The 21,509-nt window shown below is 68.5% G+C and carries 24 protein-coding genes and 1 pseudogene; 13 read left to right on the top strand and 12 right to left on the bottom strand.

Annotated features, from left to right (window positions below; translation table 11 throughout):
* The first annotated feature begins 180 nt into the window (after positions 1-180).
* The gene (fnr, locus tag ACPUER_RS23650) at positions 181-954 is read left to right on the top strand and encodes a fumarate/nitrate reduction transcriptional regulator Fnr (protein WP_175961374.1); all 774 of its coding nucleotides are present in this window, start codon (positions 181-183) and stop codon (positions 952-954) included.
* Between the two features lie 34 nt (positions 955-988).
* On the opposite strand, the gene ACPUER_RS23645 is transcribed toward fnr, so the two are convergent.
* Entirely contained in the window at positions 989-1,978 is a 990-nt protein-coding gene (locus tag ACPUER_RS23645) for a zinc-dependent alcohol dehydrogenase family protein (RefSeq protein ID WP_425132269.1), read from the bottom strand.
* Between the two features lie 176 nt (positions 1,979-2,154).
* Here ACPUER_RS23645 and ACPUER_RS23640 point away from each other — a divergent pair, with 176 nt between their 5' ends.
* The 5 genes from ACPUER_RS23640 to ACPUER_RS23620 all read left to right on the top strand — a co-directional run bounded on the left by ACPUER_RS23640 (position 2,155) and on the right by ACPUER_RS23620 (position 6,831).
* On the top strand, positions 2,155-3,156 hold the full coding sequence (locus tag ACPUER_RS23640) for an Acg family FMN-binding oxidoreductase (protein ID WP_310142424.1): 1,002 nt from the start codon (positions 2,155-2,157) through the stop codon (positions 3,154-3,156).
* Positions 3,157-3,198: 42 nt separating this feature from the next.
* Positions 3,199-3,534 carry a c-type cytochrome gene (locus ACPUER_RS23635; protein ID WP_425132268.1) on the top strand — a complete coding sequence of 112 codons (336 nt, stop codon included), beginning with the start codon at positions 3,199-3,201 and terminating at the stop codon, positions 3,532-3,534.
* Positions 3,535-3,561: 27 nt separating this feature from the next.
* On the top strand, positions 3,562-4,500 hold the full coding sequence (locus ACPUER_RS23630; RefSeq protein ID WP_425132267.1) for an LOG family protein: 939 nt from the start codon (positions 3,562-3,564) through the stop codon (positions 4,498-4,500).
* 144 nt (positions 4,501-4,644) lie between these two features.
* Entirely contained in the window at positions 4,645-4,896 is a 252-nt protein-coding gene (locus tag ACPUER_RS23625) for a hypothetical protein (protein WP_425132266.1), read from the top strand.
* 186 nt (positions 4,897-5,082) lie between these two features.
* Positions 5,083-6,831: a SulP family inorganic anion transporter gene (locus ACPUER_RS23620; protein WP_425132265.1), complete on the top strand. Its 1,749-nt coding sequence runs from the start codon at positions 5,083-5,085 to the stop codon at positions 6,829-6,831.
* A 77-nt stretch (positions 6,832-6,908) separates the two neighbouring features.
* On the opposite strand, the gene ACPUER_RS23615 is transcribed toward ACPUER_RS23620, so the two are convergent.
* The 6 genes and pseudogenes from ACPUER_RS23615 to ACPUER_RS23590 all read right to left on the bottom strand — a co-directional run bounded on the left by ACPUER_RS23615 (position 6,909) and on the right by ACPUER_RS23590 (position 9,841).
* On the bottom strand, positions 6,909-7,148 hold the full coding sequence (locus tag ACPUER_RS23615; RefSeq protein WP_425132264.1) for a hypothetical protein: 240 nt from the start codon (positions 7,146-7,148) through the stop codon (positions 6,909-6,911).
* A gap of 55 nt (positions 7,149-7,203) precedes the next feature.
* Positions 7,204-7,854 (bottom strand): BON domain-containing protein, encoded by a 651-nt coding sequence (locus ACPUER_RS23610; RefSeq protein ID WP_425132263.1) that lies wholly within the window; start codon positions 7,852-7,854, stop codon positions 7,204-7,206.
* A 111-nt stretch (positions 7,855-7,965) separates the two neighbouring features.
* Positions 7,966-8,400 carry an Hsp20/alpha crystallin family protein gene (locus ACPUER_RS23605; RefSeq protein ID WP_425132262.1) on the bottom strand — a complete coding sequence of 145 codons (435 nt, stop codon included), beginning with the start codon at positions 8,398-8,400 and terminating at the stop codon, positions 7,966-7,968.
* A 182-nt stretch (positions 8,401-8,582) separates the two neighbouring features.
* Positions 8,583-8,756 (bottom strand): annotated as a pseudogene (locus ACPUER_RS23600) (DUF1488 family protein); the annotation flags it as partial.
* Positions 8,757-8,765: 9 nt separating this feature from the next.
* Positions 8,766-9,239: a universal stress protein gene (locus tag ACPUER_RS23595; RefSeq protein WP_175961589.1), complete on the bottom strand. Its 474-nt coding sequence runs from the start codon at positions 9,237-9,239 to the stop codon at positions 8,766-8,768.
* A gap of 350 nt (positions 9,240-9,589) precedes the next feature.
* On the bottom strand, positions 9,590-9,841 hold the full coding sequence (locus tag ACPUER_RS23590) for a hypothetical protein (RefSeq protein WP_425132261.1): 252 nt from the start codon (positions 9,839-9,841) through the stop codon (positions 9,590-9,592).
* Between the two features lie 143 nt (positions 9,842-9,984).
* Between ACPUER_RS23590 and ACPUER_RS23585 the strand changes: the two genes are divergently transcribed.
* The 7 genes from ACPUER_RS23585 to ACPUER_RS23555 all read left to right on the top strand — a co-directional run bounded on the left by ACPUER_RS23585 (position 9,985) and on the right by ACPUER_RS23555 (position 16,743).
* On the top strand, positions 9,985-10,860 hold the full coding sequence (locus tag ACPUER_RS23585; RefSeq protein ID WP_175961380.1) for a lipid A biosynthesis lauroyl acyltransferase: 876 nt from the start codon (positions 9,985-9,987) through the stop codon (positions 10,858-10,860).
* Positions 10,861-11,315: 455 nt separating this feature from the next.
* Entirely contained in the window at positions 11,316-12,458 is a 1,143-nt protein-coding gene (locus tag ACPUER_RS23580) for an acyl-CoA dehydrogenase family protein (RefSeq protein WP_425132260.1), read from the top strand.
* Between the two features lie 49 nt (positions 12,459-12,507).
* Positions 12,508-13,410 carry an HpcH/HpaI aldolase/citrate lyase family protein gene (locus ACPUER_RS23575; protein WP_034184225.1) on the top strand — a complete coding sequence of 301 codons (903 nt, stop codon included), beginning with the start codon at positions 12,508-12,510 and terminating at the stop codon, positions 13,408-13,410.
* Between the two features lie 8 nt (positions 13,411-13,418).
* A complete protein-coding gene (locus ACPUER_RS23570) occupies positions 13,419-14,072 on the top strand; it encodes a pyridoxine/pyridoxamine 5'-phosphate oxidase (RefSeq protein WP_175961383.1) in 654 nt (217 codons plus the stop codon).
* Positions 14,069-15,301 (top strand): cystathionine beta-lyase, encoded by a 1,233-nt coding sequence (gene metC / locus ACPUER_RS23565; RefSeq protein WP_425132282.1) that lies wholly within the window; start codon positions 14,069-14,071, stop codon positions 15,299-15,301. Before ACPUER_RS23570 ends, metC begins: the two co-directional genes overlap by 4 nt.
* Positions 15,295-15,939, top strand: a complete 645-nt coding sequence (locus ACPUER_RS23560) for a glutathione S-transferase (RefSeq protein ID WP_310142444.1) — start codon at positions 15,295-15,297, stop codon at positions 15,937-15,939. The genes metC and ACPUER_RS23560 overlap by 7 nt, the downstream gene beginning before the upstream one ends.
* 21 nt (positions 15,940-15,960) lie before the next feature.
* A complete protein-coding gene (locus tag ACPUER_RS23555; RefSeq protein ID WP_425132259.1) occupies positions 15,961-16,743 on the top strand; it encodes a glutamine amidotransferase in 783 nt (260 codons plus the stop codon).
* On the opposite strand, the gene ACPUER_RS23550 is transcribed toward ACPUER_RS23555, so the two are convergent.
* The 5 genes from ACPUER_RS23550 to ACPUER_RS23530 form a co-directional block, all read right to left on the bottom strand.
* Positions 16,666-17,400: an autoinducer binding domain-containing protein gene (locus ACPUER_RS23550; protein WP_425132258.1), complete on the bottom strand. Its 735-nt coding sequence runs from the start codon at positions 17,398-17,400 to the stop codon at positions 16,666-16,668. The genes ACPUER_RS23555 and ACPUER_RS23550 overlap by 78 nt on opposite strands.
* An 82-nt stretch (positions 17,401-17,482) precedes the next feature.
* Complete coding sequence (locus ACPUER_RS23545) at positions 17,483-17,911, bottom strand: hypothetical protein (RefSeq protein WP_175961387.1); 429 nt, start codon at positions 17,909-17,911, stop codon at positions 17,483-17,485.
* Positions 17,912-17,970: 59 nt separating this feature from the next.
* Complete coding sequence (locus ACPUER_RS23540; RefSeq protein WP_425132257.1) at positions 17,971-19,509, bottom strand: DHA2 family efflux MFS transporter permease subunit; 1,539 nt, start codon at positions 19,507-19,509, stop codon at positions 17,971-17,973.
* Positions 19,506-20,873 carry an efflux RND transporter periplasmic adaptor subunit gene (locus ACPUER_RS23535; RefSeq protein ID WP_425132256.1) on the bottom strand — a complete coding sequence of 456 codons (1,368 nt, stop codon included), beginning with the start codon at positions 20,871-20,873 and terminating at the stop codon, positions 19,506-19,508. Before ACPUER_RS23535 ends, ACPUER_RS23540 begins: the two co-directional genes overlap by 4 nt.
* A 9-nt stretch (positions 20,874-20,882) precedes the next feature.
* A partial coding sequence (locus tag ACPUER_RS23530) for a TolC family protein (RefSeq protein ID WP_425132255.1) occupies positions 20,883-21,509 on the bottom strand: 627 nt, incomplete at its 5' end.

Genomic DNA, 21,509 nt, shown 5'->3' with positions numbered 1-21,509 from the left:
AACAAACACGTGTGCCTTCCGGAGCGGCCCGGCGGCGCAGTCCGGCATCGACTGCATCGTCGTCCCGACGCCCCGGTGCGGCGCGTCCTTGATGAAGGCGGCGAAGATTCATGCCGCCCGTAGCGGCCAGCGCGACCGTGCCCACGCGATTCGCCGCCGCCCAACCAACCGGAGCAGATCATGCAGAGCCATGCCGAAGTGTCGACGCCGCCGCAGTCGCGCCCCTTTATTCCGCTGCACGCCGTCGAGCGGTCGGACCAGCCGAAGCGCGCGTCGTCCCGCTGTTCGTCGTGCGCGCTGCGCGCCGTTTGCCTGCCCCAGGAACTGACACCCGACGATTTCGCGCGGGTCGACGCGATGATCTGCACGACGCGTCATGTCAAGCGCGGCGACACCCTGTATCGGGCCGGCGATACGTTCAACAGCATCTACGCGGTGAGAACCGGATCGTTCAAGACCGTCGTCATGCATCGCGACGGCGACGAGCAAGTGACCGGCTTCCAGATCGTCGGCGAATCGCTCGGACTGGACGGCGTGCACACCGGCCATCACAACGGCGATGCGATCGCGCTCGAAGACAGCACCGTCTGCATCATTCCGTTCGGCCAGCTCGAGCAGATCTGCCGAGAAGTACGGACGATGCAGCACCACGTCTACCAGATGATGAGCGGCGAGATCGTCCGCGAGTCCGCGTTGATGCTGCTGCTCGGTACGATGAGCGCGGAACAGCGCGTGGCCGCGTTCCTGCTGAATCTCTCCACGCGCTTCAAGGCACGCGGCTACTCGGCCGCGGAGTTCGTGCTGCGGATGACCCGCGACGAGATCGGCGAGTATCTCGGCATGAAACTCGAGACGGTCAGCCGCATGCTGTCGAAGTTCCAGCAGAAAGGGCTCGTCGCGGCGCAGGGCAAGCAGATCCGCATCGTCGATCCGGAAGAGCTCGCGCGCATCTGACGCCGCGGATTTCCCGGCTCGTACGTCGCGCGGTTCAGCCGCGCGTGTCGAGTACGGCGGCGCCCGATAGATGCCCCATGCGCAGGTCCGAGAGCGCGCGGTTCGCATCGGTCAGCGCATAGCGCGTTGCTTCGACCCGCAGCGGCGTCGCGTCGGCGATCCGCATGAACGCGACGGCATCCGCGCGCGTCAGGTTGGCCACCGATGCGATGCGGCGCTCGCCCCACAGCCACGCGTACGGAAAAGCCGGGATGTCGCTCATGTGAATGCCGCCGCACACGACGATCCCGCCCTTGTCGACCGCCCGCAGCGCCGCCGGCACCAGTGCGCCGACCGGCGCGAAAATCAGCGCGGCGTCGAGCGTCTCGGGCGGCGCTTCGTCGCTGCCGCCTGCCCATGCCGCCCCCAGCGAAAGCGCAAGTTGCTGCGCAACGGTATCGCCGGGTTTCGTCAGCGCGAACACCCGGCGTCCTTCGTGGTGTGCGATCTGCGCGACGAGATGCGCTGCCGCGCCGAACCCGTAGATCCCGATTCGCCGTGCGTCGCCGGCCATGCGCAACGTACGGTAGCCGATCAGCCCCGCGCAAAGCAGCGGTGCGGCCTCCAGGTCGGCGTAGCGCCGCGGCAGATGCACGCAATAACGGTGGTCCGCAACGGTGCGCTCGGCATAACCGCCGTCGATCGTATAGCCGGTGAATCCGGGGCTGTCGCACAGATTCTCCCGTCCGGCGGCGCAATACGCGCAATGCCCGCAGGTCCGGCCGAGCCATGGCACGCCAACCCGGTCGCCGACCGCGAAACCCGTCACGCCTGCACCCAGCGAGCGCACCGTCCCGACGATTTCATGACCCGGAATCAGCGGCAGCTTCGGATGCGCGAGATCGCCGTCGACGACGTGGAGATCGGTACGGCATACGCCGCATGCGTGCACGTCGATCAGCAGCTGGCCCGCCGCGGGCCGTGGGGCCGGCACGTGTGCCTCGCGCAAATCCGGTGTCGTCCCGTCGAACATCATCGCAAGCATATGGGCCTCCCCCGCGCGATCGGCGCCGCGCGCTTCGCTTGTTCCAAGCGTAGGCGCCTGGAACCGTGTCCGTACGACTCGCTCACGCGGGCTTGACGTGGGTCAACGGCCGCCGGCCGGTTGCTGACAGGATGAAATGGCGTTCCGCCGCTGGCCGGCTCCCTGGAGATTGCCGAATGACATCCGTTACCCCCGTTGCTGCAAGCCCCCGTCTCGACGATCGACTGCGGTCGCTGCTGGGCTACGCGGTGCTGGCGCCGTCGAGCCACAATTCCCAGCCGTGGCGGTTCATCGTCGACGGCGCGACGATCGCGGTCTGCGCGGACCGGGTTCGCGCGCTGCCCGTGGTCGATCCGTTCGATCGCGAACTGATCATCAGTTGCGGCGCGGCGCTGCTCAACCTGCGCGTCGCGCTCGATCATGCCGGGATCGCGCATACGATCAGCGCGTTCCCGTCCGACGTCGATCCCGACGTCCTGGCACTCGTGCGCGTGTGCGACGACGGCTACACCGATGCGGAGCTGGGTACGCTGTTCGCCGCGATCCCCGAGCGCGTCACGACGCGCGCCCCGTTCGAATCCGAACCCGTTCCGGACGCGCTCCAGCACGAGCTGATCGCGGCGGGCGCCGCGGAAGGCGCGGACGTGGCCTGTGCCGACTCGATCGCGCGGCGCGCGCGGGTGGCCGAGGTGATCGCCGACGCGGATCGCCAGCAGTTTGCCGACCCGCGGTTCCGGCGCGAACTGGCGAGCTGGATCGATCCGCGCCGGCGCGTCGACGGCATGCCCGCATTCGCGGCCGGCGTGCCGGCGCTGCTGGATTTCGCGGCGCCGCTCGTGACGACCGCGGTGCGCACGTTCGATCTCGGCAACGGCCTGGCCGCGCTGCACCACCAGCTCGTCGGTGCGTCGCCGCTGATCGTCTGCATCGCGACGGCTCGCGACGATCGCGAGGCCTGGCTCGCCGCCGGGCAAGCGCTCGAGCGCATGCTGCTCGTCGCGACGCGTGCGGGCTACACGGCGTCGTACCTGAACCAGCCGATCGAGACGGCCGGACTGCGCGCGCAGCTGTGCGACATGCTCGCGCTTCGCGGGCATCCGCAACTGCTGCTGCGCATCGGGCGCGGCCCGCATGCGCCGCATTCGCCGCGCCGACCGCTCGACGAAGTGATTTCCTGATCGCGCGCTGCGCCAGCTTTCGTCCTGACGAGGAAAAAAACCATGAACGTCACGCGCCTACTCGCCGCCTGCATGCTCGCCGCGACGGCCGGCATCGTGGCCGCCCAGACGGTGGTGCCCGAACCGACCGCGCTCGTCGATGCCCAGCACTGCATGTTTTGTCATACATCCGACATGCCGTTTCTCGCGCCATCGTTCCACCAGATCGCGGAACGTTACCGGGGCGTGCCGCACGCCCAGGAGCAACTCGAAATCAAGCTGCGCCTCGGCGGCCGCGCGCATTGGGGCGATACGCCGATGCCGTCCGCCGCCGAGCGCGGCGGGCCGCTCACGCGCGACGACGCCCGTCAACTGGTGCAATGGGTCCTGAGTCAGTAACCGGCCTTGTCAGCCCCCCCTTCCACCATGAGCGCCGTCAAACCGACCGCTGTCAGGGTCCGGCAACGTCGCACGCGGCCCTCGCGCCCGCTGTCGCCGCGGATACGGCGCCGGGCCGACACCGCGAACTGCATACAGGCCGATGAAGACACGACGCTCCTGAAGCGCCCCGGCATGCGGGGCATCCGGCTGCAACTCGACTACTGGAAAGCCGAGGAGCGCCTGCAGCAGGAACGCATCGGCCACACGATCGTGATTTACGGCAGCACGCGCATCGTCGCGCCCGCCGAAGCCAATGCGCGGCTGCGCGAAGCGAGCCGTGCGCTGGCGGAGCGGCCGCACGATGCTCGCCGGCGCCGCGCCGTCGCGGTCGCGAGTCGTCTGGTCAAATACAGTACCTACTACCGCGTCGCGCGCGAATTCGGGCGCATCGTCGGCCGCGCCGACCGGCGCACCCGCGCGACAAGGCTCGCCGTGATCACCGGCGGCGGCCCGGGCATCATGGAGGCCGCCAATCGAGGCGCCTACGAAAGCGGCGCACCGAGCATCGGCTTGAACATCGAACTTCCGCGCGAACAGGCGCCCAATCCCTACCTCACGCCGGCTTTGTGCTTTCGCTTTCACTATTTCGCGATCCGCAAGCTGCATCTGCTCGAACGCGCGAAAGCCGCCGTGTTCTTCCCGGGCGGGTACGGCACCTGCGACGAGTTGTTCGAGGTGTTGACGCTCCTGCAAACCCGGAAGATCGCGCCGCTTCCGGTCATACTCGTCGGCGAAGCATACTGGCGCCGCGTCGTCGATTTCGCTTTTCTCGCGGACGACGGGATGATCGATCGCAGCGATCTCGACTTGTTCGCCTATTGCGAATCCGCGCAGGACATCTGGCACGCAATCGGCTGCTGGTATGCGCAGCGGCGATCGCGGCCGCCACGGCGCGTGACTTCACGGGCGAGCCGCGCGATGTAGGAATCGGCCGATTTCATCTGCCCGTTTCCTACACGCGGTTCGGGGCTGCCTGATTGAATCCTGCGGGAGCGGAAACGATACTGGATGCACGACGACCGCTTGTACCGCACATCGATTCCCGGCCGTTCGCCCAGGAGAGCCGTCATGCCACATGCGATGTCTTGTTTCGAACCGGGCAGCCGGGCAGCCGGCCGCACCGGCACCTCCAGGTCCGCTGCGCAAGGATGCACGGTACCCGATACGCAGACGCTCCTCGCACTTGCGCGCGAAGCCGGCATGATGGTCATGCTCGATGCCCGGATCGGGCGCGAACGCTACGAAAGCGTGACGGGATCGCTTGCGTCGCTGGCCCGTTTTGCCCAGGCGCTGCAGCTTTCGGCGCTCCACGCTGCGTGATGTCGAGCGCCGTCGTGTCGCGACGCCGGTATCCGGTCAGGCGGCCGCGCTCCCGTCATCCGGCGCAATGGCGCTTCCCGCTCTTGCGTTTCGCGCGCCTGTTACGGTCCGGCGGCATCCCGTCGAATGCACGCTTGCCGGAGCAAGCCATGTCCGTCGCCCCGGCTTTTCCGTGACGAAACCGCGATGAACCGGCCTCTTTCCGGACGCATCGCACGCATGCTCCCGGGAATCGCGCTGCTCGCGAACTACCGGCGTGCGTGGCTCTCGCGCGACCTGTATGCGGGCCTGGCGCTGTCCGCGGTGCTGGTTCCGGTCGGCATGAGCTACGCGCAAGCGGCCGGCCTGCCCGCCGTCACCGGGCTCTACGCATCGATCGCCGCGTTGCTCGCCTATGCGGTGCTCGGCCCGAGCCGGATCCTCGTCCTGGGCCCGGATTCCGCGCTGGCCGCGTTGATCGCAGCGGCCATCGCGCCGCTCGCCGACCATGATCCGCAGCGGGCCGTCGCGCTGTCCGGCGCGCTGGCACTATCGGCCGGAACGATCTGCATCCTGCTCGGTGCGCTCCGCCTCGGGTTCGTCACCGATCTGCTGTCGCGCCCGATCCAGTACGGTTACCTGAACGGCATCGCCATCGCGCTTGCAGTCGGCAGGCTGCCAGAGCTGTTCGGCATGTCCGTGCCGGGTAACGACGTGTTCTCCGGCCTGTCGCACGTCGTGCGGGCTCTCGTCGAGCATCGGTTTTCCATCGATGCGTGTGTGCTGGGCGTGGGCGTTCTGGCGGCGATTGCGGCCATGAAACGCATGACGCCCCGTTGGCCCGGCGTGTTGATCGCCGTGCTGGCGGCGACCCTGGCCGCACGCGTATTGCCGTTGCACGGGGTCGCGACGGTCGGCGCGTTGCCCGCCGGCGCGCCCACGCCCCATCTCCCGGTCGTGTCGCTCGCCGACGTGACCGCGCTCGCGTCCGGCGCGGCCGCCGTGGCACTGGTGTCGTTCGCCGACATCAGCATGTTGTCGCGCGCCCTTTCCGCTCGTGCAGGCGACACGCCGGACCGCAACCAGGAGCTGGTCGCATTGGGGGCGGCCAATCTGCTGGCCGGCGTGATGCAGGGCTGCGCGGTCAGCAGCAGCGCGTCCCGCACGCCCGTCGCGATTGCCGCGGGCGCGCAAAGCCAGGTCACGAATCTCGTCGCGGCGGCCTGCATCGTGTTGCTGCTCATTGTCGCGCCGGCGCTGCTGACGCTCGTCCCGCGTGCGGCGCTGGCTGCCGTGGTGATTTACGCCGCGTTCGGCATCGCCGACGTCCGCGGCGTGGTACGACTGTATCGAATGCGCCGCGGCGAATGCCTGATTTCGGTGCTGTGCCTTGCGGGCGTCGTCGGCATGGGTGTCGTACCGGGTGTCCTGCTCGCGAGCGCGCTGTCGCTGCTGTCGTTCGTCTGGCGGGCCTGGCATCCGTACGATGCGGTGCTTGGCCGGCTGGCGGGCGTTCGCGGTTATCACGACATTGCGCGACATCCGGACGCCGTGCAAACACCCGGGCTCGTGCTGTTCCGCTGGGATGCCCCGCTCTTCTATGCCAATGTCGAGATTTTCTGCGAGCATCTGCACGCTGCGCTCACGCAAGCGGCGGGCCCGGTCGATCGAGTCGTCGTCGCGGCAGAACCCGTCACCGATATCGATGTCAGCGCGGCGGACCGGCTCGTGGCGCTTCGCGAGGAGCTCGGCGAGCAAGGCATCGCGCTGAATTTCGCGGAAATGAAGGGCCCGGTGAAGGATCGCCTGCGCGCTTACGGCTTGTTCGACGTATTCGGATCGGCCAGCTTCTTTCCGACCGTGACCGACGCGGTCGCGCATCATGTCCAGCGGCAAGGCGAACCCGTCGCGCGTCCGTCGTCACCGAGTTCCGCACGAGATCCAGCGGACGAGTAGTCACACGAATGGCGCGTGTCGTCTTGCGTGACCCGGAGAATCATCGTCGATGCGACACGCCCGAGACAGCCGGCGATTCAGACCGTGAACGTGTTCGATTTCCTCATCTCGACCCACGTCATCCCGGCTCGCAGCCCTTCGACCGCGGCCTCGCGCTCGGTGGCGTGGGCCCTGTTATGCGCGAACGTGTGTTCGCATGCGGCATCCGGCGACGTGAGCGTCACATGGATCCTGCAACGATAGCCGCCCGTTTCGGCGGCGATCGTCTCGATCGCCACCGACCAGTCCGTGTCATGTACCTCGCCTGACACTGTCATCTGAATCCCCTCCTTCATCCGTGCGGACGCCGTATCCGGCCGCCACTGGCCGGGTTCACTCGACGACCAGGTCGTCGACGACGGCACGCACGCCTCGTGCGGACCACGCGGCACCGCGCACGGCCTTGCGTTCGGAGAACGAGCCGACCTTGCCGGAGAGCCGCACGGTGCCGTCGCGCACCTCGATCGCGATGTGCTTCGCCTCGCGTTCCGCGTGACGCATGATCGCGCGCTTGATGTTGCTGCCGATGTCGGCCGATCCGATCGCCCCCTGCACGCCGATGTGGTCGGTCACGCCGGTCACGCTGCGCATCTGCGAGATCGCGCGCACGGCCAGATGGCTCTGGTATGCCCAGTCGACCTTGCCGGACAGCGTGATCCAGCCGTGCTCGACCTGCACCTTGAGCGCATCGTCGTTCAGCCCGACCGTCCAGTGCAGGACCGACCGCACGGCGTTGGCGATGTCCTCGTCGGTGCGGACGTCGTCGTTCGGCAGATGCACGGTCATGTCGACGACGAGCGCCTTGACGCCGGCCACGCGGTTCGCCGCGCGCTCGATCGCCAGTTTCTCCGCGTAGCTTGGCGGGTGACCCGAAATCGTCACGATCCGGTCGGCTACCTCGACACCGATGCGGGTCGCGTCGATCGCCGGGTCCGACTCCAGTTCATCCTGAACGTCCTGCTTCAATTGCTTGTCGGTTTTCATCGCGTGCACTCCTGTGAGCCGCGGCGCGCCTGTCCGCCGCATGCAGCCAGATTTGCACATGCGCGGCGCCGGCTCGCTGATGCAGGTCAACGGATATCTCGCGCCGCCGGATCACCCGATCGTCAGTTTCTTCTGTCCGGCCGGCGTCTTCTTCGGCAGCGTCAGCGACAGCACGCCGTCCTGATACGCCGCCGTCGCGTTCGCGTCGTCGATCTCGCCGGGCAGCGAGAACGAGCGGCTGATCGCGCCGCTGTAGCGCTCGCGCCGGATCACGCGCTCGCCTTCCTTCTGCTCGTTGTTGCGTTCGATCTTTGCGCTGATCGATACGGTCCGGCCCGTCACCTGGACATCGATGTCGTCCTTCGCGACGCCGGGCAATTCCGCGTTGAGCTTGTAGGCGTTGTCGCTTTCCGTGACGTCGATCTTCATCGACGCGAGATCGGGTTCGTCCGTCAGCGTCATGCCTCGCAACGGCCTGAACAGCCCCTGAAACAGGTCGGAGACGGGATCGATCGAAAACGGATCGTAGCGAGTCAGGTTGCTCATGATATGTACTCCTCGAACGGTTGAATCGACCCGGCGCGTTCGTCCTGACGGTGCCGGACCGGAATGCGGGACGCGTCGCTGCGACATACGCCTGTCGCGCGGAGAACGAACCGTCCTGTCAGGAATCCAGCGTAGACAGGCGGGCCGGCTGCGGCTTGATACGCGTCAACGGCGCGAGCCGGTTACGTGCAGAACCGGAAAAATCCGCTGTGGAGCAGGATCGGCCGGCCGCCGAGTTCCTCGAGCATGCGGCGTGCCGCGCTTTCGATGGCGGGACGATTGCACGAGAACGCGGCCACGAGATCCGGCTCCCGAGGCGACGCGGCGACGAAATGATCTTCCAGTGCCGCGGCCGTGAAGTTGCGCTATCCGGCCGCAACGGCTGCACGCGTCGCGTCGTCGCCGCGCACGAGCAGTACCGGGCAACTCGACGTGCGCAGGAAGCGTTCCGCGACACTGCCAAGCATCGCGCGCCGGATGCCGCGCCGGCCATGCGTGCCGAGTACGGCCAGATCGATCGCATGTTCGGCGACATAGCGCTGCAGGCGTTCCGCAACATCCTGACCGAGGTCCGTTTCGACGATTTCCGTATCGCCGTTCACCCCGGCGTGCGCGATCGTCCGCTCGGCGTCTCGCAGCACCGCTACACCGTCGTGTCTGACCTCCTCGATCAATGCATTCGGGTCGAGTCGTCCGGCGTAGCCGAGAAAAATGGATTTGTCGACGACGAAAACGGCAAACAGACGGGCCTGGTGCAGGCGGGCCATCTTCAGGCCTTCGTCAAGTGCTTGTCCGGACGAAGCACTACCGTCTACGGCGACCATGATATTCGTGTACATACGGACCTCGCGGGATGGACAGGCGTGCATGCGACGTTTGGACTTTTCTCCATCATCGGCGCGCGACGGGATCGGACGTTGACCGAAATCAACGGTGCGAAAACCGACAAAATGGATTGAGGTTCGCGAAACGATGCAGGGCTACCAAACGAGATGCGGCACCCCGCGGGGATCGGCCTTGATGAAGGCAGGTTGGCGATAGCCGGCGAGGCAGGCCGTGAGTTTCAGGAGGAACCGACCCGCTTTCGCGAACGCCCTTCGGCATCGGTTTCCCGCGTTGCGGATCATGCGGATGGATGCGGCCCGACTCGACATGACGGGCGACTTCTTCGGCGGGGGGCACGCACGTGTTATCGTGAGCGGCTTGCCACATCGTCGCGATGCCGGTCGAACCGGCCGCCGCGATCGTTCCCTGCGCCTTCGCGCGCCACCTGGCTGCCGGTGGCGCGTTCCATCGATTCACGTATGTGCCGCGCTGCCCGAACCCGGCGCGCTATCTGGAGGCCATGCGCATCCGCGCCGTCCGAGTCGGCATCGCGTGGATGAACTTTCCGCCCGCCATCATGTATCGCTTCGAACGTCGGATCGAAGCGGTCGGCCATCATCGGTCCGGCGCGCGGCCGCCGTCAGACGCGGTCGCGCAAGCGCCTGCCTTGCACGGTCTCGACACAACCCGATTTCCCCGTACCCCATCACTCGACTCGAGCGGCGCCGGGCAGTCATCAGACGGAAGTCCATCATCATCATGAACGCTCTCGGGTATTGGCTGCTGTTCGGCCTCCTACGGTTCCTGTCCATTCTTCCGTACTCGCTGGTCGCGAGAACCGGCAGCGGCATCGGCGCTGCGCTCTACCGGATCCCGAGCCGACGCAAGCACGTGGTGCATGTCAACCTGCAACTCTGCTTTCCGCTGAAGACCGACGAGGAGCGCGACGTGCTCGCGCGTGCCCATTTCGAACATGTCGTCCGGAGCTACCTGGAGCGCGGATTCCAGTGGTTCGGCAGCGCGCGGTCGCTCAATCGCCTGGTCGAGCTGGACAGCCGCATCGATCTCCACGATCCGGATGCGCCGCCGACGATCTTCATGGGTTTTCACTTCGTCGGCATCGAGGTGGGCTGCATGCTCTATTCGTCGTCGCTGCCCGTGGCGGCACTCTATACGCGTATGTCGAACCGTCGCGTATGCGATCTCGCCAAACGTCAGCGCGGGCGCTTCGGCGCCGAGATGATCGAACGCAGTGCGAGCGCGAAACACCTCGTCAGGCTACTGCGCGCGGGCACCCCGGTGATGCTTGCCGCGGACATGGATCACGGCACGACGGGTTCGGTGTTTGCGCCGCTGTTCGGCGTGCAGGCCTGCACGTTGACGTCGGTATCGCGGCTGGCGAAGCTGAGCGGCGCGCGGGTCGTACCGTTCGTGACCGAAGTGCTGCCGGAATTCCGCGGCTACAAGCTGACCATCTTCGAGCCGCTCGACAGCTATCCGACCGGCAGCGAGTCGTTCGACGCGCGCACGATGAATTCCTTTCTCGAGGAGCAGATCCTTCGATTTCCCGAGCAGTACTACTGGGTGCACCGACGGTTCAAGCATCGTCCGACAGGCGAGCCAGGCGTCTATTGACGGCTGCCTGAGCGGCAGAACCCGGCGCTGACGCACAGATGCGAATTTGAATGTTATTTGTCGTGCCATGACGAGCCGACTTCTCTCTGCCCTGCGACCGGGGCGGTAAATCCGGCGGCAGCGGCTGCCATGCCCCGCCGTTCTTGCCGACCAGCGCCGAGGCCTGCCGATCGATGCAGCGCCGTTGATCGCCTGCGGCACGACCACCGCGGCAATCCGAAACGCGATGCCTCCATGACGTCGGCTTGCGAAATGCGCGCGCCGGGAACCCACGGGGCCGCATCCGCGACACCGCGGTCGATCTTCGACGGTGTGCCGAGCACGCATCCGGCGCGACGCAAGCGCCCGGCAACTACCACTACTGCCAGTACCCCTGCTGTCCGTGCCCCCGTAATCTTGTCGACATCGCTGGCGCGCCGTCGAAGGCCGCGCCGCTTCGACCGGAGACACGACAGATGCCATTTGACTGGACGCAGGAACAGCATGCGACGCTCGCGCGTTTTCGCGGGATCGGCGCGGAGATCGCCGCTGCCGCGGAGCACGACGGCAGCGTGCCTGCCGGCTTCGACGCAGCCGGCTGGGCGCGGCTCGGGCAGGAAGGACTGTGGGACATGATCGTGCCGGAGACGTACGGCGGCGACGGTCACGGCTGGTGGCACTTTTCTGCGGCGCTCGAGGGGCTTGCGTCGGCGATCCGCCGCCCGGCGCTGCTGCTGTCGGTGATCGCGCAGGCCGGCATGGTGCGCGCGCTCGAACGATACGGCACGGCGCCGCAGCAGGACCGCTATTTCGGCGCGATCCTGCGCGGCGAGCTGAGCGCGACTGCGATTGCCGAACCGGGCACCGGCACCGACGTGCGCAGCATTGCGACGAAGTTCGTCGAGCACGGCGACGGCTACCGGCTGACCGGCAGCAAATTCAATATCGCGCATGCGCCGCTCGCGCACTTCATCCTCGTCGTCACGCGCATCGATACGCCCGGCCGGCGCAATACCGCGCTCGTGATCGTCGATCGCGACCAGCCGGGCATGACCGTCGCCGCGCCCGACCGCAAGCTCGGCCTCGACGACCTGCCCACCGGCGCGCTGCATTTCGACGACTGCCCGATCGCGCGCAGCCAGTTGCTGGGCGAGCCCGGTGCGGGGCTCGGCAACCTGATCGACATCATTTCGCTCGGCCGCCTCTACTACGGCCTCGTTGCCGCGCAGGTGACGACGCCGTATCTGCGCGACGCGATCGGCTATTGCCGCGACCGGCGCAGCTTCGACAGCACGATCGACGCGCATCAGTACGTGCAGGGCCGTCTCGTGGACCTGCAGATCGGCATCGAGCGCGGCACGTGGCTCGCGCGCGGCGCGCTCGCGCAGCTGCTGACGGATCACCCGCACGCGTTGATGACCTGCTCGATCGCGAAGCTGGTCGGCGCGCAGGATCTCGTCGACGGCGCGCTCGGCCTCGTGAGGCTGTACGGCAGCCTCGGCTATCAGGCCGGGCCGGTGGCCGTGTTCGCGTCGGATGCGCTCGGCTTCATGAGCGTCGGCGGGACCGAGGAAATGCATCGCAAGAACATCTTCAACCAGATGATGCGCGCCGGCTGAACGCTCGCGCCATCGATACGCGTAACACGCGCCCTACAGGAAACCACGCATGACACCGACGAACCGACGCCCTTCCCGCCTGCGCCGCTCCTGGCTGTTTCTCGCCGGCGCCGATCACGATGCGCTCGTTGACGGCGCCGCGAGCGGCGCTGACGTCCTGATCCAGGAACTCGAAACCTTTACGCCGCCCGACCGGCGTCCGGCCGCGCGCGAGCTCAGCGAGCGCGTGCTCGCGGGCTGGCGCGACGCCGGCATACTGGCGTCCGTGCGCGTGAATCCGCTCGACGCGGGCGGGATCGACGACCTGCGCGCCGCGATGCGCGGCCGCCCGGACATCGTGATGATGTCGTATGTCGCGACGCCCGAGCAGGTCGTCGCGCTCGACGAAGCCGTGACGCGTTTCGAGCGCGAATACGACATCGCGCCCGGTTCGACGGAACTGGTGCCGAACGTCGAGACGACGCTCGGCCTCGTGAACACGATGGCGATCGCGCGTTCGAGCCCGCGCGTGACGGCCGTGCTCGTCGCGACCGAGGACATGGTGGCCGACATGGGTGCCGAGCGCACGCGCGCGGGCCGCGAACTCGACTATGTGCGCTCGCGTTTTCGCGTCGAATGCGCGGCGGTCGGCGTCACGGCGATCGACTGCCCGTACAGCTATGCCGACAACGAAGGCGCGGAGCTCGACATGCGCGTGTCGCGCGGCCTGGGTTATCAGGCGAAAGCGATCGTCAACGCGCAGTTCGTGCCGGTCGTCAATCGCGTGCTCACGCCGACGGCCGACGAAGTCGCCCTCGCCCGCCGCGTGATCGACGCGTTCGACACTGCGCGGCGCGAATCCGGCGGCCGCCGCGTCGCCGCGGCCGTCGTCGACGGTTTCCTCGCGGAAGTCCCCGACTATCTCGCCGCGCATCGGCTGATCGCCCGCGCGACCCGATTCGGCATCGCATGAGCCACGCCATGGATACGATCGCAACGCGCCTGAAGGCGCTGAAAACACTCGCGCACGCGGCGCCGCACGTGCCCGCCCAGGACTGGCCCGACACGCCGCACGCGCAGTTCGAGCGCTGGCTCGACGAGGCCGTCGCCGCCGGGGCACTCGAACCGCAGGTGATGACGCTGTCGACGGTCCGCCCGGACGGACGGCCCGATGCGCGCTCCGTCGTGCTGCTGAACGTCGACGCGCGCGGCTGGCATTTCGCGGCGAGCACGCGCAGCCCCAAGGGGCGCCAGCTCGAAAATCGGCCGTACGCCGCGCTGACGTTCTATTGGCCGGCGATCGCGAGCCAGGTCCGGCTGAGCGGCCCGGTCGAACGGCTGCCGGCCGCCGAAGGCCGCGCCGATTTCGCGGGCCGCCCCGAGCGGTCGCGCGCGAGCATCCTGGCCGGACGGCAAAGCGAACGGCTCGACGATCCCGCCGACCTGACGCGCGCGATCGACGCGCAGCTCGCGCGGCTGGCTGCCGATCCGGCCCTCGTGTCTGACGACTGGCACCTGTACGCGCTGGCGCCGGACGAAGCCGAATTCTGGCGCGCGGACAGCGCGCGGCGCTTCGCGCGGCAGGCCTACCGTCGCGCCGGTCAACGCTGGGAACGGTGCGCGCTATGGCCATGAAGTCCGCCGAGCACGCATCGCAGCCGCGCGACGGCATGCATGACCGACTGCACGAAGACACGCGGCTCGCGCACGCGGGCCGCGACAGCGCCGCGTGGCACGGTTTCGTCAATCCGCCCGTCTACCATGCGTCGACCGTGCTCAGCCCGACGGTGGTGGATCTGCTGAACCGCACGCAGCCGTATATCTACGGCCGCCGCGGCACGCCGACGACGGACGCGCTCGAACGCGCGGTGACGAGCCTCGAGGGCGGCGCCGGCGCGGTGCTGTGTCCGTCGGGGTTGTCCGCGTGCACGCTTGCGCTGCTGTCCTGCCTGAAACCCGGCGATCACCTGCTGATGACCGCATCGGTCTACGGCCCGGTGCGTCATGCGTGCGAAGGCGTGCTCGCGCGGCTCGGCGTCGAGACGACCTGGTACGACGCCGGCACGCCCGTCGCAGCCGCATTCCGCGCGAACACGCGGGCGCTGTACGTCGAAGTTCCGGGGTCCTATACGTTCGACATGCACGATATCCCCGCGCTTGTCCGGCTCGCGCATGCGCACGGCGCGCTGGTGATCGCGGACAACAGTTGGGCCACGCCGCTCTTCTTCCGGCCGCATGCGTTCGGCATCGACCTGTCGATCCAGGCCGGCACCAAGTACCTGGTCGGGCATTCGGATGCGATGCTCGGCACGGTATCGGCCAACGAGCGCGCGTGGCCCGCGCTGAAGCAACTGCACGGCGATCTCGGACTGTGCGCGGGCCCCGACGACGTCTACCTCGCGCTGCGCGGGTTGCGCACGCTCGGCGTGCGGCTGCGGCAGCACCAGCGCAACGCGCTCGCGGTCGCGAGCTGGCTTGCGTCGCGCGCCGAGGTGCAGCGCGTGCTGTATCCGGCGCTGCCCGGCGACGACGGCCACACGCTGTGGCGCCGCGATTTCGGCGGCGCATCGGGGCTGTTCTCGATCGTGCTGCGGCCTGCGCCTCGGCACGCGATCGAAGCGTTTCTCGACCACCTGACGCTGTTCGGGCTCGGTTACTCGTGGGGCGGCTACGAGAGCCTCGCGCTGCCGTTCGAACTGGGCGCGCACGGCCTCGCGGAGCGCTGGCCGCCTGGCAGCCGCGGCGTGCGCCTGCACATCGGGCTCGAGGATGCCGACGACCTGATCGCCGATCTCGCCGCCGGTCTCGACCGCTACGCGGCGTGCGCGGATGCCGGTGCCTGCGGGGATGCCGCGCGATGCTGACCGTCTGGGGCCGCCGCACGTCGTTCAACGTGCAGAAGGTGTTGTGGCTCATCGGCGAGCTGGGATTGCCGTACCGGCACATCCCGGCCGGCGGCGAGCACGGCTCGCTGCAGACGCCCGCGTTCGCGGCGCTGAACCCGACCTGCCGGATCCCGGTGATCGACTGGGACGGCGACGTCGTCTGGGAGTCGCACACGATCCTGCGTTATCTCGCCGCGCGCGTGCCGAACAATCCGTTCTGGTGCCGCGACACGTTCGCCCGTTCGCGCGCGGAGCGCTGGATGGACTGGTCGCAGACCTCGCTCGAGCCCGACGTGATGACCGGATTGTTCTGGGCGCTGGTGCGCACGCCGGCCGAGCGGCGCGACGACGCGATCGTGCGCGACAAGGCCGCACGCAGCGCCGCGCACTACCGGCTGCTCGACCGGCTGTTGTCGACGCAACCTTTTCTGGGCGGCGCGACGCCGGGCCTGGCCGACATTCCGGCCGGCGCGACGCTGTTCCGCTATTTCTCGCTCGACGTCGAGCGGCCGCCGTTGCCGCACGTCGAGGCCTGGTACGCCCGCCTGTGCCGACGGCCCGCCTACCGCGAACAGGTGATGGTCTCGTTCGACGCGCTGCGCGGCCAGCCGGGCTGACTTCCTACCCAATCACACGACATGACGCACTCAGCACTTCGTCCGATCCTGATCGTCCTGCATCGCGAACAGTCGAGCCCCGGCCGGATCGGGCGGCTGCTCGCGGCTCGCGGCCATCCGCTCGACATCCGGCGCCCGCCGCTCGGCGATCCGTTGCCGGCGACGCTCGCCGATCATGCGGGCGCCGTGGTGTTCGGCGGCCCGATGAGCGCGAATGACGGCGATCGCTGGATGCGCGACGAGATCGACTGGATCGGCGTGCCGCTGCGCGAGGCCGCACCCTTTCTCGGCGTCTGCCTCGGCGCGCAGATGATGATCCGCCATCTGGGCGGCCGCGTGAGCGCGCATCGGGACGGGCGCGCGGAAATCGGCTATTGGCCGATCGCCGCGACGCCCGCCGGCCGACGGCTCGGTTCATGGCCGTCGCATGTCTACCAGTGGCATCGCGAGGGCTTCGAGCGCGTCGCCGGGCTCGAGATCCTCGCGACCGGCGAGCATTTCGAGAACCAGGCCGTTCGTTACGGGCCGCACGCTTACGGCGTCCAGTTTCATCCGGAAGTGAGCTATTCGATGATGCGGCGCTGGAGCACGGCCGCCGCGCACAAGCTGTCGGCGCCCGGCGCGCAGGATCTCGCGACGCAGGCAAATGAGGGCCGGCGGCACGACCGCGCGACGGCGGCATGGCTCAGTGCGTTTCTCGATCGCTGGCTCGCGGGCGCGCCCGCATCAGGTGGGCACCGTCACGTCGGAGATGCTGATCAGCCCCCACTCGACCGCACGCAGCACGGCTTCGTGCCGACGTGACACGTTGAACTTGCAGCGGATGTTCATGAAGTGGAAATTGATGCACGACTCGGTCACGTTCAGGATGTGGCCGATTTCCCACGACGTCTTGCCGGCCGCGTGCCAGCGCAGGCATTCGACTTCCCGCCGGCTGAGCCGCGGCACGCTGTCGGGCGGTGCATGGCAATGCGTGCCGGCGATCGCTTCGCACGCGATGTCGCGCAGCAGCGTCAGCGCCGCGAGATGGCGGTCGCAACGCTCGCGCGTCCGGCCGAGGTCGTCCGCGCTTGCGCACGACAGCATGCCGACCTCCCCTTTCGCGCCGCGCACCGGCAGCACGACGCCGCTGCGCATGCCGTACGCGGACGCCGCTTCGTAGCACGGCCGCTGCTCGGGCAGCGCGAACAGCGCGTCGTCCCAGACGAGCGGCAGCGCCGAGCGGAAGCAATGCCGCAGCATCGGGTCGACGCGGTCGAACTGGCGCTGCCGGTACAGCGCCGTCCATCCGGGCACGCCGCTGCTCCACTTGCGCGCGAGATCGAACGACGCGCCGGTAAACGGCAACACGATCAGTACGACCTTGTCGAACCCCATCCCGGCGGCCGCGTCGGTCATCCGCTGCCATGACGCGTCCGTGTCGCCGGGTACCAACCATTTCAGACAATCCAGTCCATTCATACAAGCCACCCCGTTTAGTTGGAATCTGCATTCAGGCGGACTTGCGCAACCGGTTCGAGGCGTTGCGCGCGAACGGGCCGCGCTAGAGCGCCTCAGTCAGGCGTCGCCGGCCCGCCTGCTTCGCGTCTTCGAGCGAAGCCGTCACGTCGAGCGGAATCCCGAACGCCTTTTCGATGCCGGCCGCGTTCGCGATGGCCGCTTCGCGCTCCTTCGGGTCCGGTTCGATCGTGACGAGCGCGCGGCAGACCTCGGCGAGCGCGGCACGGTTCTGCTTGAGCCACATGCCGCGCTCCTTGCGGTCGTCGTGCGGTTCGTCCGGGCGGGCCGGCGGAAAGATCATGACAAACGGCTCGCCGTGCCGCATCAGCGTGTGCATGTCGTCGAGCCAGCGCTGCGCGTAGCCGGCCGCGATCGCATCGTTGCGCACGACGACGAGCGGAAATTCCGTGACGTCGAACACGGCAAGCGTCGCCAGGTCGGACGGCGTTTCTCCAGCGTGGTGGGTATGCATCGGGTCAACCTCCATCGAATTGAACAGCATGGGTCGGAACGGGCCGCGCAGCGCCCGCTTCATCGTTTCGCGGCGGCGCCGGGGCCGAACGGCGGGCGGGCGAGCCACACCACCGCGATCACGGCGAGATACACGCAGCCGAGCGCGAACGAAATGTCGTTGAACGAAATCTGGTAGGCCTGTGCATCGATCAGGTTGCCCAGCAGCGTCGCCGCACGCTGCGGATCGCCGCCGCCGAGCCGCGCGACTTCGGCCCGCACGGCCGGATCGAACGCGCTCACGTGCTCGCTGAGCTGTGCGTGATGCAGGATCGCGCGCCGGTCCCACAGGAACGACGTGATCGACACGGCGAAGCTCGCGCCGAGCGTGCGCAGGAACGTCGACAGGCCGGAGCCGGCGGCGATCTCGTCCGGCTTCAGGTCGGACAGCAGGATGCTGTTGATCGGCATGATGAACAGCGCGAGGCCGAGGCCCTGCAGCAGCTGGATCAGCGCGATGTGCGTGAAGTCGATGTCCGGCACGAAGCCCGCGCGCAGGAACGACGACGTGCCGAGGATCGCGAACGCGCAGCACACGAGCACGCGCATGTTGAAGCGCGGCGCATACTTGCCCATGAACGGCGTCATCAGCACCGGGATCACGCCCATCGGCGCGACCGCGAGCCCGGCCCAGAACGCGGTGTAGCCGAGCGTGCGCTGCAGCCACTGCGGCACGATCACGTTGACCGCGAAGAACGCCGAATACGCGAGCACGAGCGTCAGCGTGCCAGCCGCGAAGTTGCGATGCGCGAACAGCCGCAGGTTCACGATCGGGTTCGGTTCGTTGAGCTCCCAGATCAGGAACAGCGCGATGCCGAACGCGGCGACCACCGACATCACGACGATGAACGTCGAGTTGAACCAGTCGGCTTCGTTGCCCTTGTCGAGCACGATCTGCAGCGCGCCGACGCCGACCACGAGCGCGGCGAGGCCGACGTAGTCGACACGCGCGGCGACGGTCGTCTCGACGCGCGCGCGCATCTGCGCGAATACGCACATCGCGGCGAACACGCCGATCGGCAAATTGATCAGGAACGCCCAGCGCCACGAGTAATGCTCGGTGACCCAGCCGCCGAACACGGGGCCCGCGATCGGCGCGACGACGGTGACCATCGCGATCATCGACAGCGCGAAGCCGCGTCGCTGCGGCGGGTAGATCGACAGCATCAGCGCCTGCGTGGTCGGGATCATCGGCCCGGCCACCAGGCCCTGCAGCGCGCGGAATGCGACGAGCTGCGGCAGGTTTTGCGCGAGGCCGCACAGCAGCGACGCAAACGTGAACGCGAGCGTCGCCCACACGAACAGCCTGACCTGCCCGATGCGCTTGACGAGAAACCCGGTCAGCGGCAGCGCGATCGCATTGCTGACCGAGAACGTCGTGACAACCCATGCGCTTTGCGTCGTGCTCACGCCGAAGTTGCCGGCGATCGTCGGCAGCGACACGTTCGCGACGGTGCCGTCGAGCACCTGCATGAAGACCGCGAGCGCGAGGCCGAAGGTCGTCAGCGCGACGCTCGACGGACGAAAGCCGGCATCGGCGGCCGCCATCGGGCCGCTCATCGCACACGCTCCGTGCGCACCGCGGCGGGCTGGTTCGCATGCACGACGTCGGCGATCAGGCTGTCGGCGCGCGCGAGCTCGTCGCGGTACACGTCGGTGCGGAACACGGGCGCGCGTTGCTCGCGATGCGACAGCATCGCACCGCTGCGGTCGTGCTGGTCGACGCGTGCGTGCATCGACAGGCCGATCCGCAGCGGATGCGCGTCGAGCTGGGCCGGGTCCGTCAGTTCGATGCGCACCGGCAGCCGCTGCACGATCTTGATCCAGTTGCCGGTCGCGTTCTGCGCCGGCAGCAGCGAGAACGCGCTGCCGGTGCCGACGCCGAGGCTCTGCACGCGCCCGCTGTAACGCACCGCGTCGCCGTACAGGTCGGCGGTCAGTTCGACCGGCTGCCCGATGCGCATGTGCTCGAGCTGCTTCTCGGTGAAGTTCGCGTCGACCCACAGCTCGCGCAACGGCACGACCGCGAGCAGCGGCACGCCGGGCGACACGCGCTGCCCGACCTGCACCGTGCGCTTCGCGACATAACCGGTCACGGGCGCGACGATGTCGGTGCGGGCGCGCGCAAGGTACGCGGCGCGCAGCCGTGCGGCCGCGGCCTGCACGTCGGGATGCGACGCGACCGCGGTGTCGTCGACGAGCGCCTTGCTCGTCTGATGCTGCTCGCTCAACGTCGCGAGCGCGCTTTGCGCGGCCGCATACGCGCTTTGCGCGGACGTCAGCGTATCGCGCGCATGCGCGAGCTCCTCGCGCGAGATCGCGCCGGAGCGGCCGAGATCCTCGCGACGGCTGTAGTCGGCTTTCGCCTTGTCGAGCGCGATGCGTCGCGCGTCGAGTTCGGCGCGCGCGCCGTCGATGCTGTTCGCGAGCCCGCGCTCGTTGCTGTACAGGCCGCGCACCTTGCGTACCGTTGCCGCGAGGTCGGCCTGCGCGGCTGCGAGCGCGATCTGCGCGTCGCTCGCGTCGAGACGGACGAGCGGCGTGCCGGCGCGCACGAGGTTGCCGTCGTCCGCGTCGATCGACACGACGGTGCCCGTCACCTGCGGCGTCAGCTCGACGACGTTGCCTTGCGCGTACGCGTTGTCGGTGGCTTCGTACCAGCGGCCGACGAGCACGTACCAGATGCCCCAGCCGACGATGCCGAGCGCGAACACGGCGACGAGCGCACGCACGAGGTGCTTGCGTCGCGCGGGCGGCGGCGGTGTCGCGGGTGCGGCGCCGCCCGGTGCCGGTTGCGTGCGCGCGTCCGGGCCGCCCGGTGCGCGCGGCGCACCGGTATGGTCGGCCGCCGGGTTCTGGCGGGCGCTGGCGGGATCGGCGGCTGCGGGCCGCGCGGGAGTCTGCAGGGGGTTGTCGCTGCTCATGGTTCGATGTCAAGGACGGTGGGAAGGAGTGGCGGCGAGCGCGACGTCGTCCGGCTCGGCGCGGAAGCCGCCGCCGAGCGCGGCGACGAGCTGCAGCGACTGGTCCGCGCGCGGCGCGCGCCGCGCGGCGACCTCGCGGCTTGCGATCAGCAGTTGCTGGCGCACGACGAGCGCGTCGAGGTAGCTGCCGACGCCGGCCCGGTAGCGCGCGTCCGCGAGCCGCCACGCATCGGTGGCGGAGTCGAACGCAAGCTGCTGCGCATCGGCCTGCACGGCGAGCGAGCGCAGGCGGTGCAGATCGTCGGCCACCTCGCCGATCGCACCGATCAGCGTCTTGTTGTAGCCGGCGACCGCGAGGTCGTATTGCGCATCGCGCCTGCGCAGCACGCCGCGCCGCTCGCCGCCGTCGAAGATCGGCAGGCTCACGGCCGGACTGACGTTGTAGGTGCGCGACGCGGCCTGGAACAGCGATGCGCCGCCGCGTGTCGCGAGCCCGATCAGCGCGGTGAGACTCACGTTCGGCAGGAACTCCGCGCGGGCGGCTGCGACGTTGCGGCTCGCCGCCTCGACCCGCCAGCGCGCGGCGACGAGGTCGGCGCGCCGGCCGAGCAGCGCGGCCGGCAGATCGGCCGGCAC

The organism is Burkholderia sp. DN3021 (genome assembly GCF_049805555.1).
Taxonomy (GTDB): Bacteria; Pseudomonadota; Gammaproteobacteria; order Burkholderiales; family Burkholderiaceae; genus Burkholderia; species Burkholderia pyrrocinia_C.
Note: the sequence above shows the minus strand (reverse complement) of the source record. Positions and strands in the feature narration are given on the sequence as shown.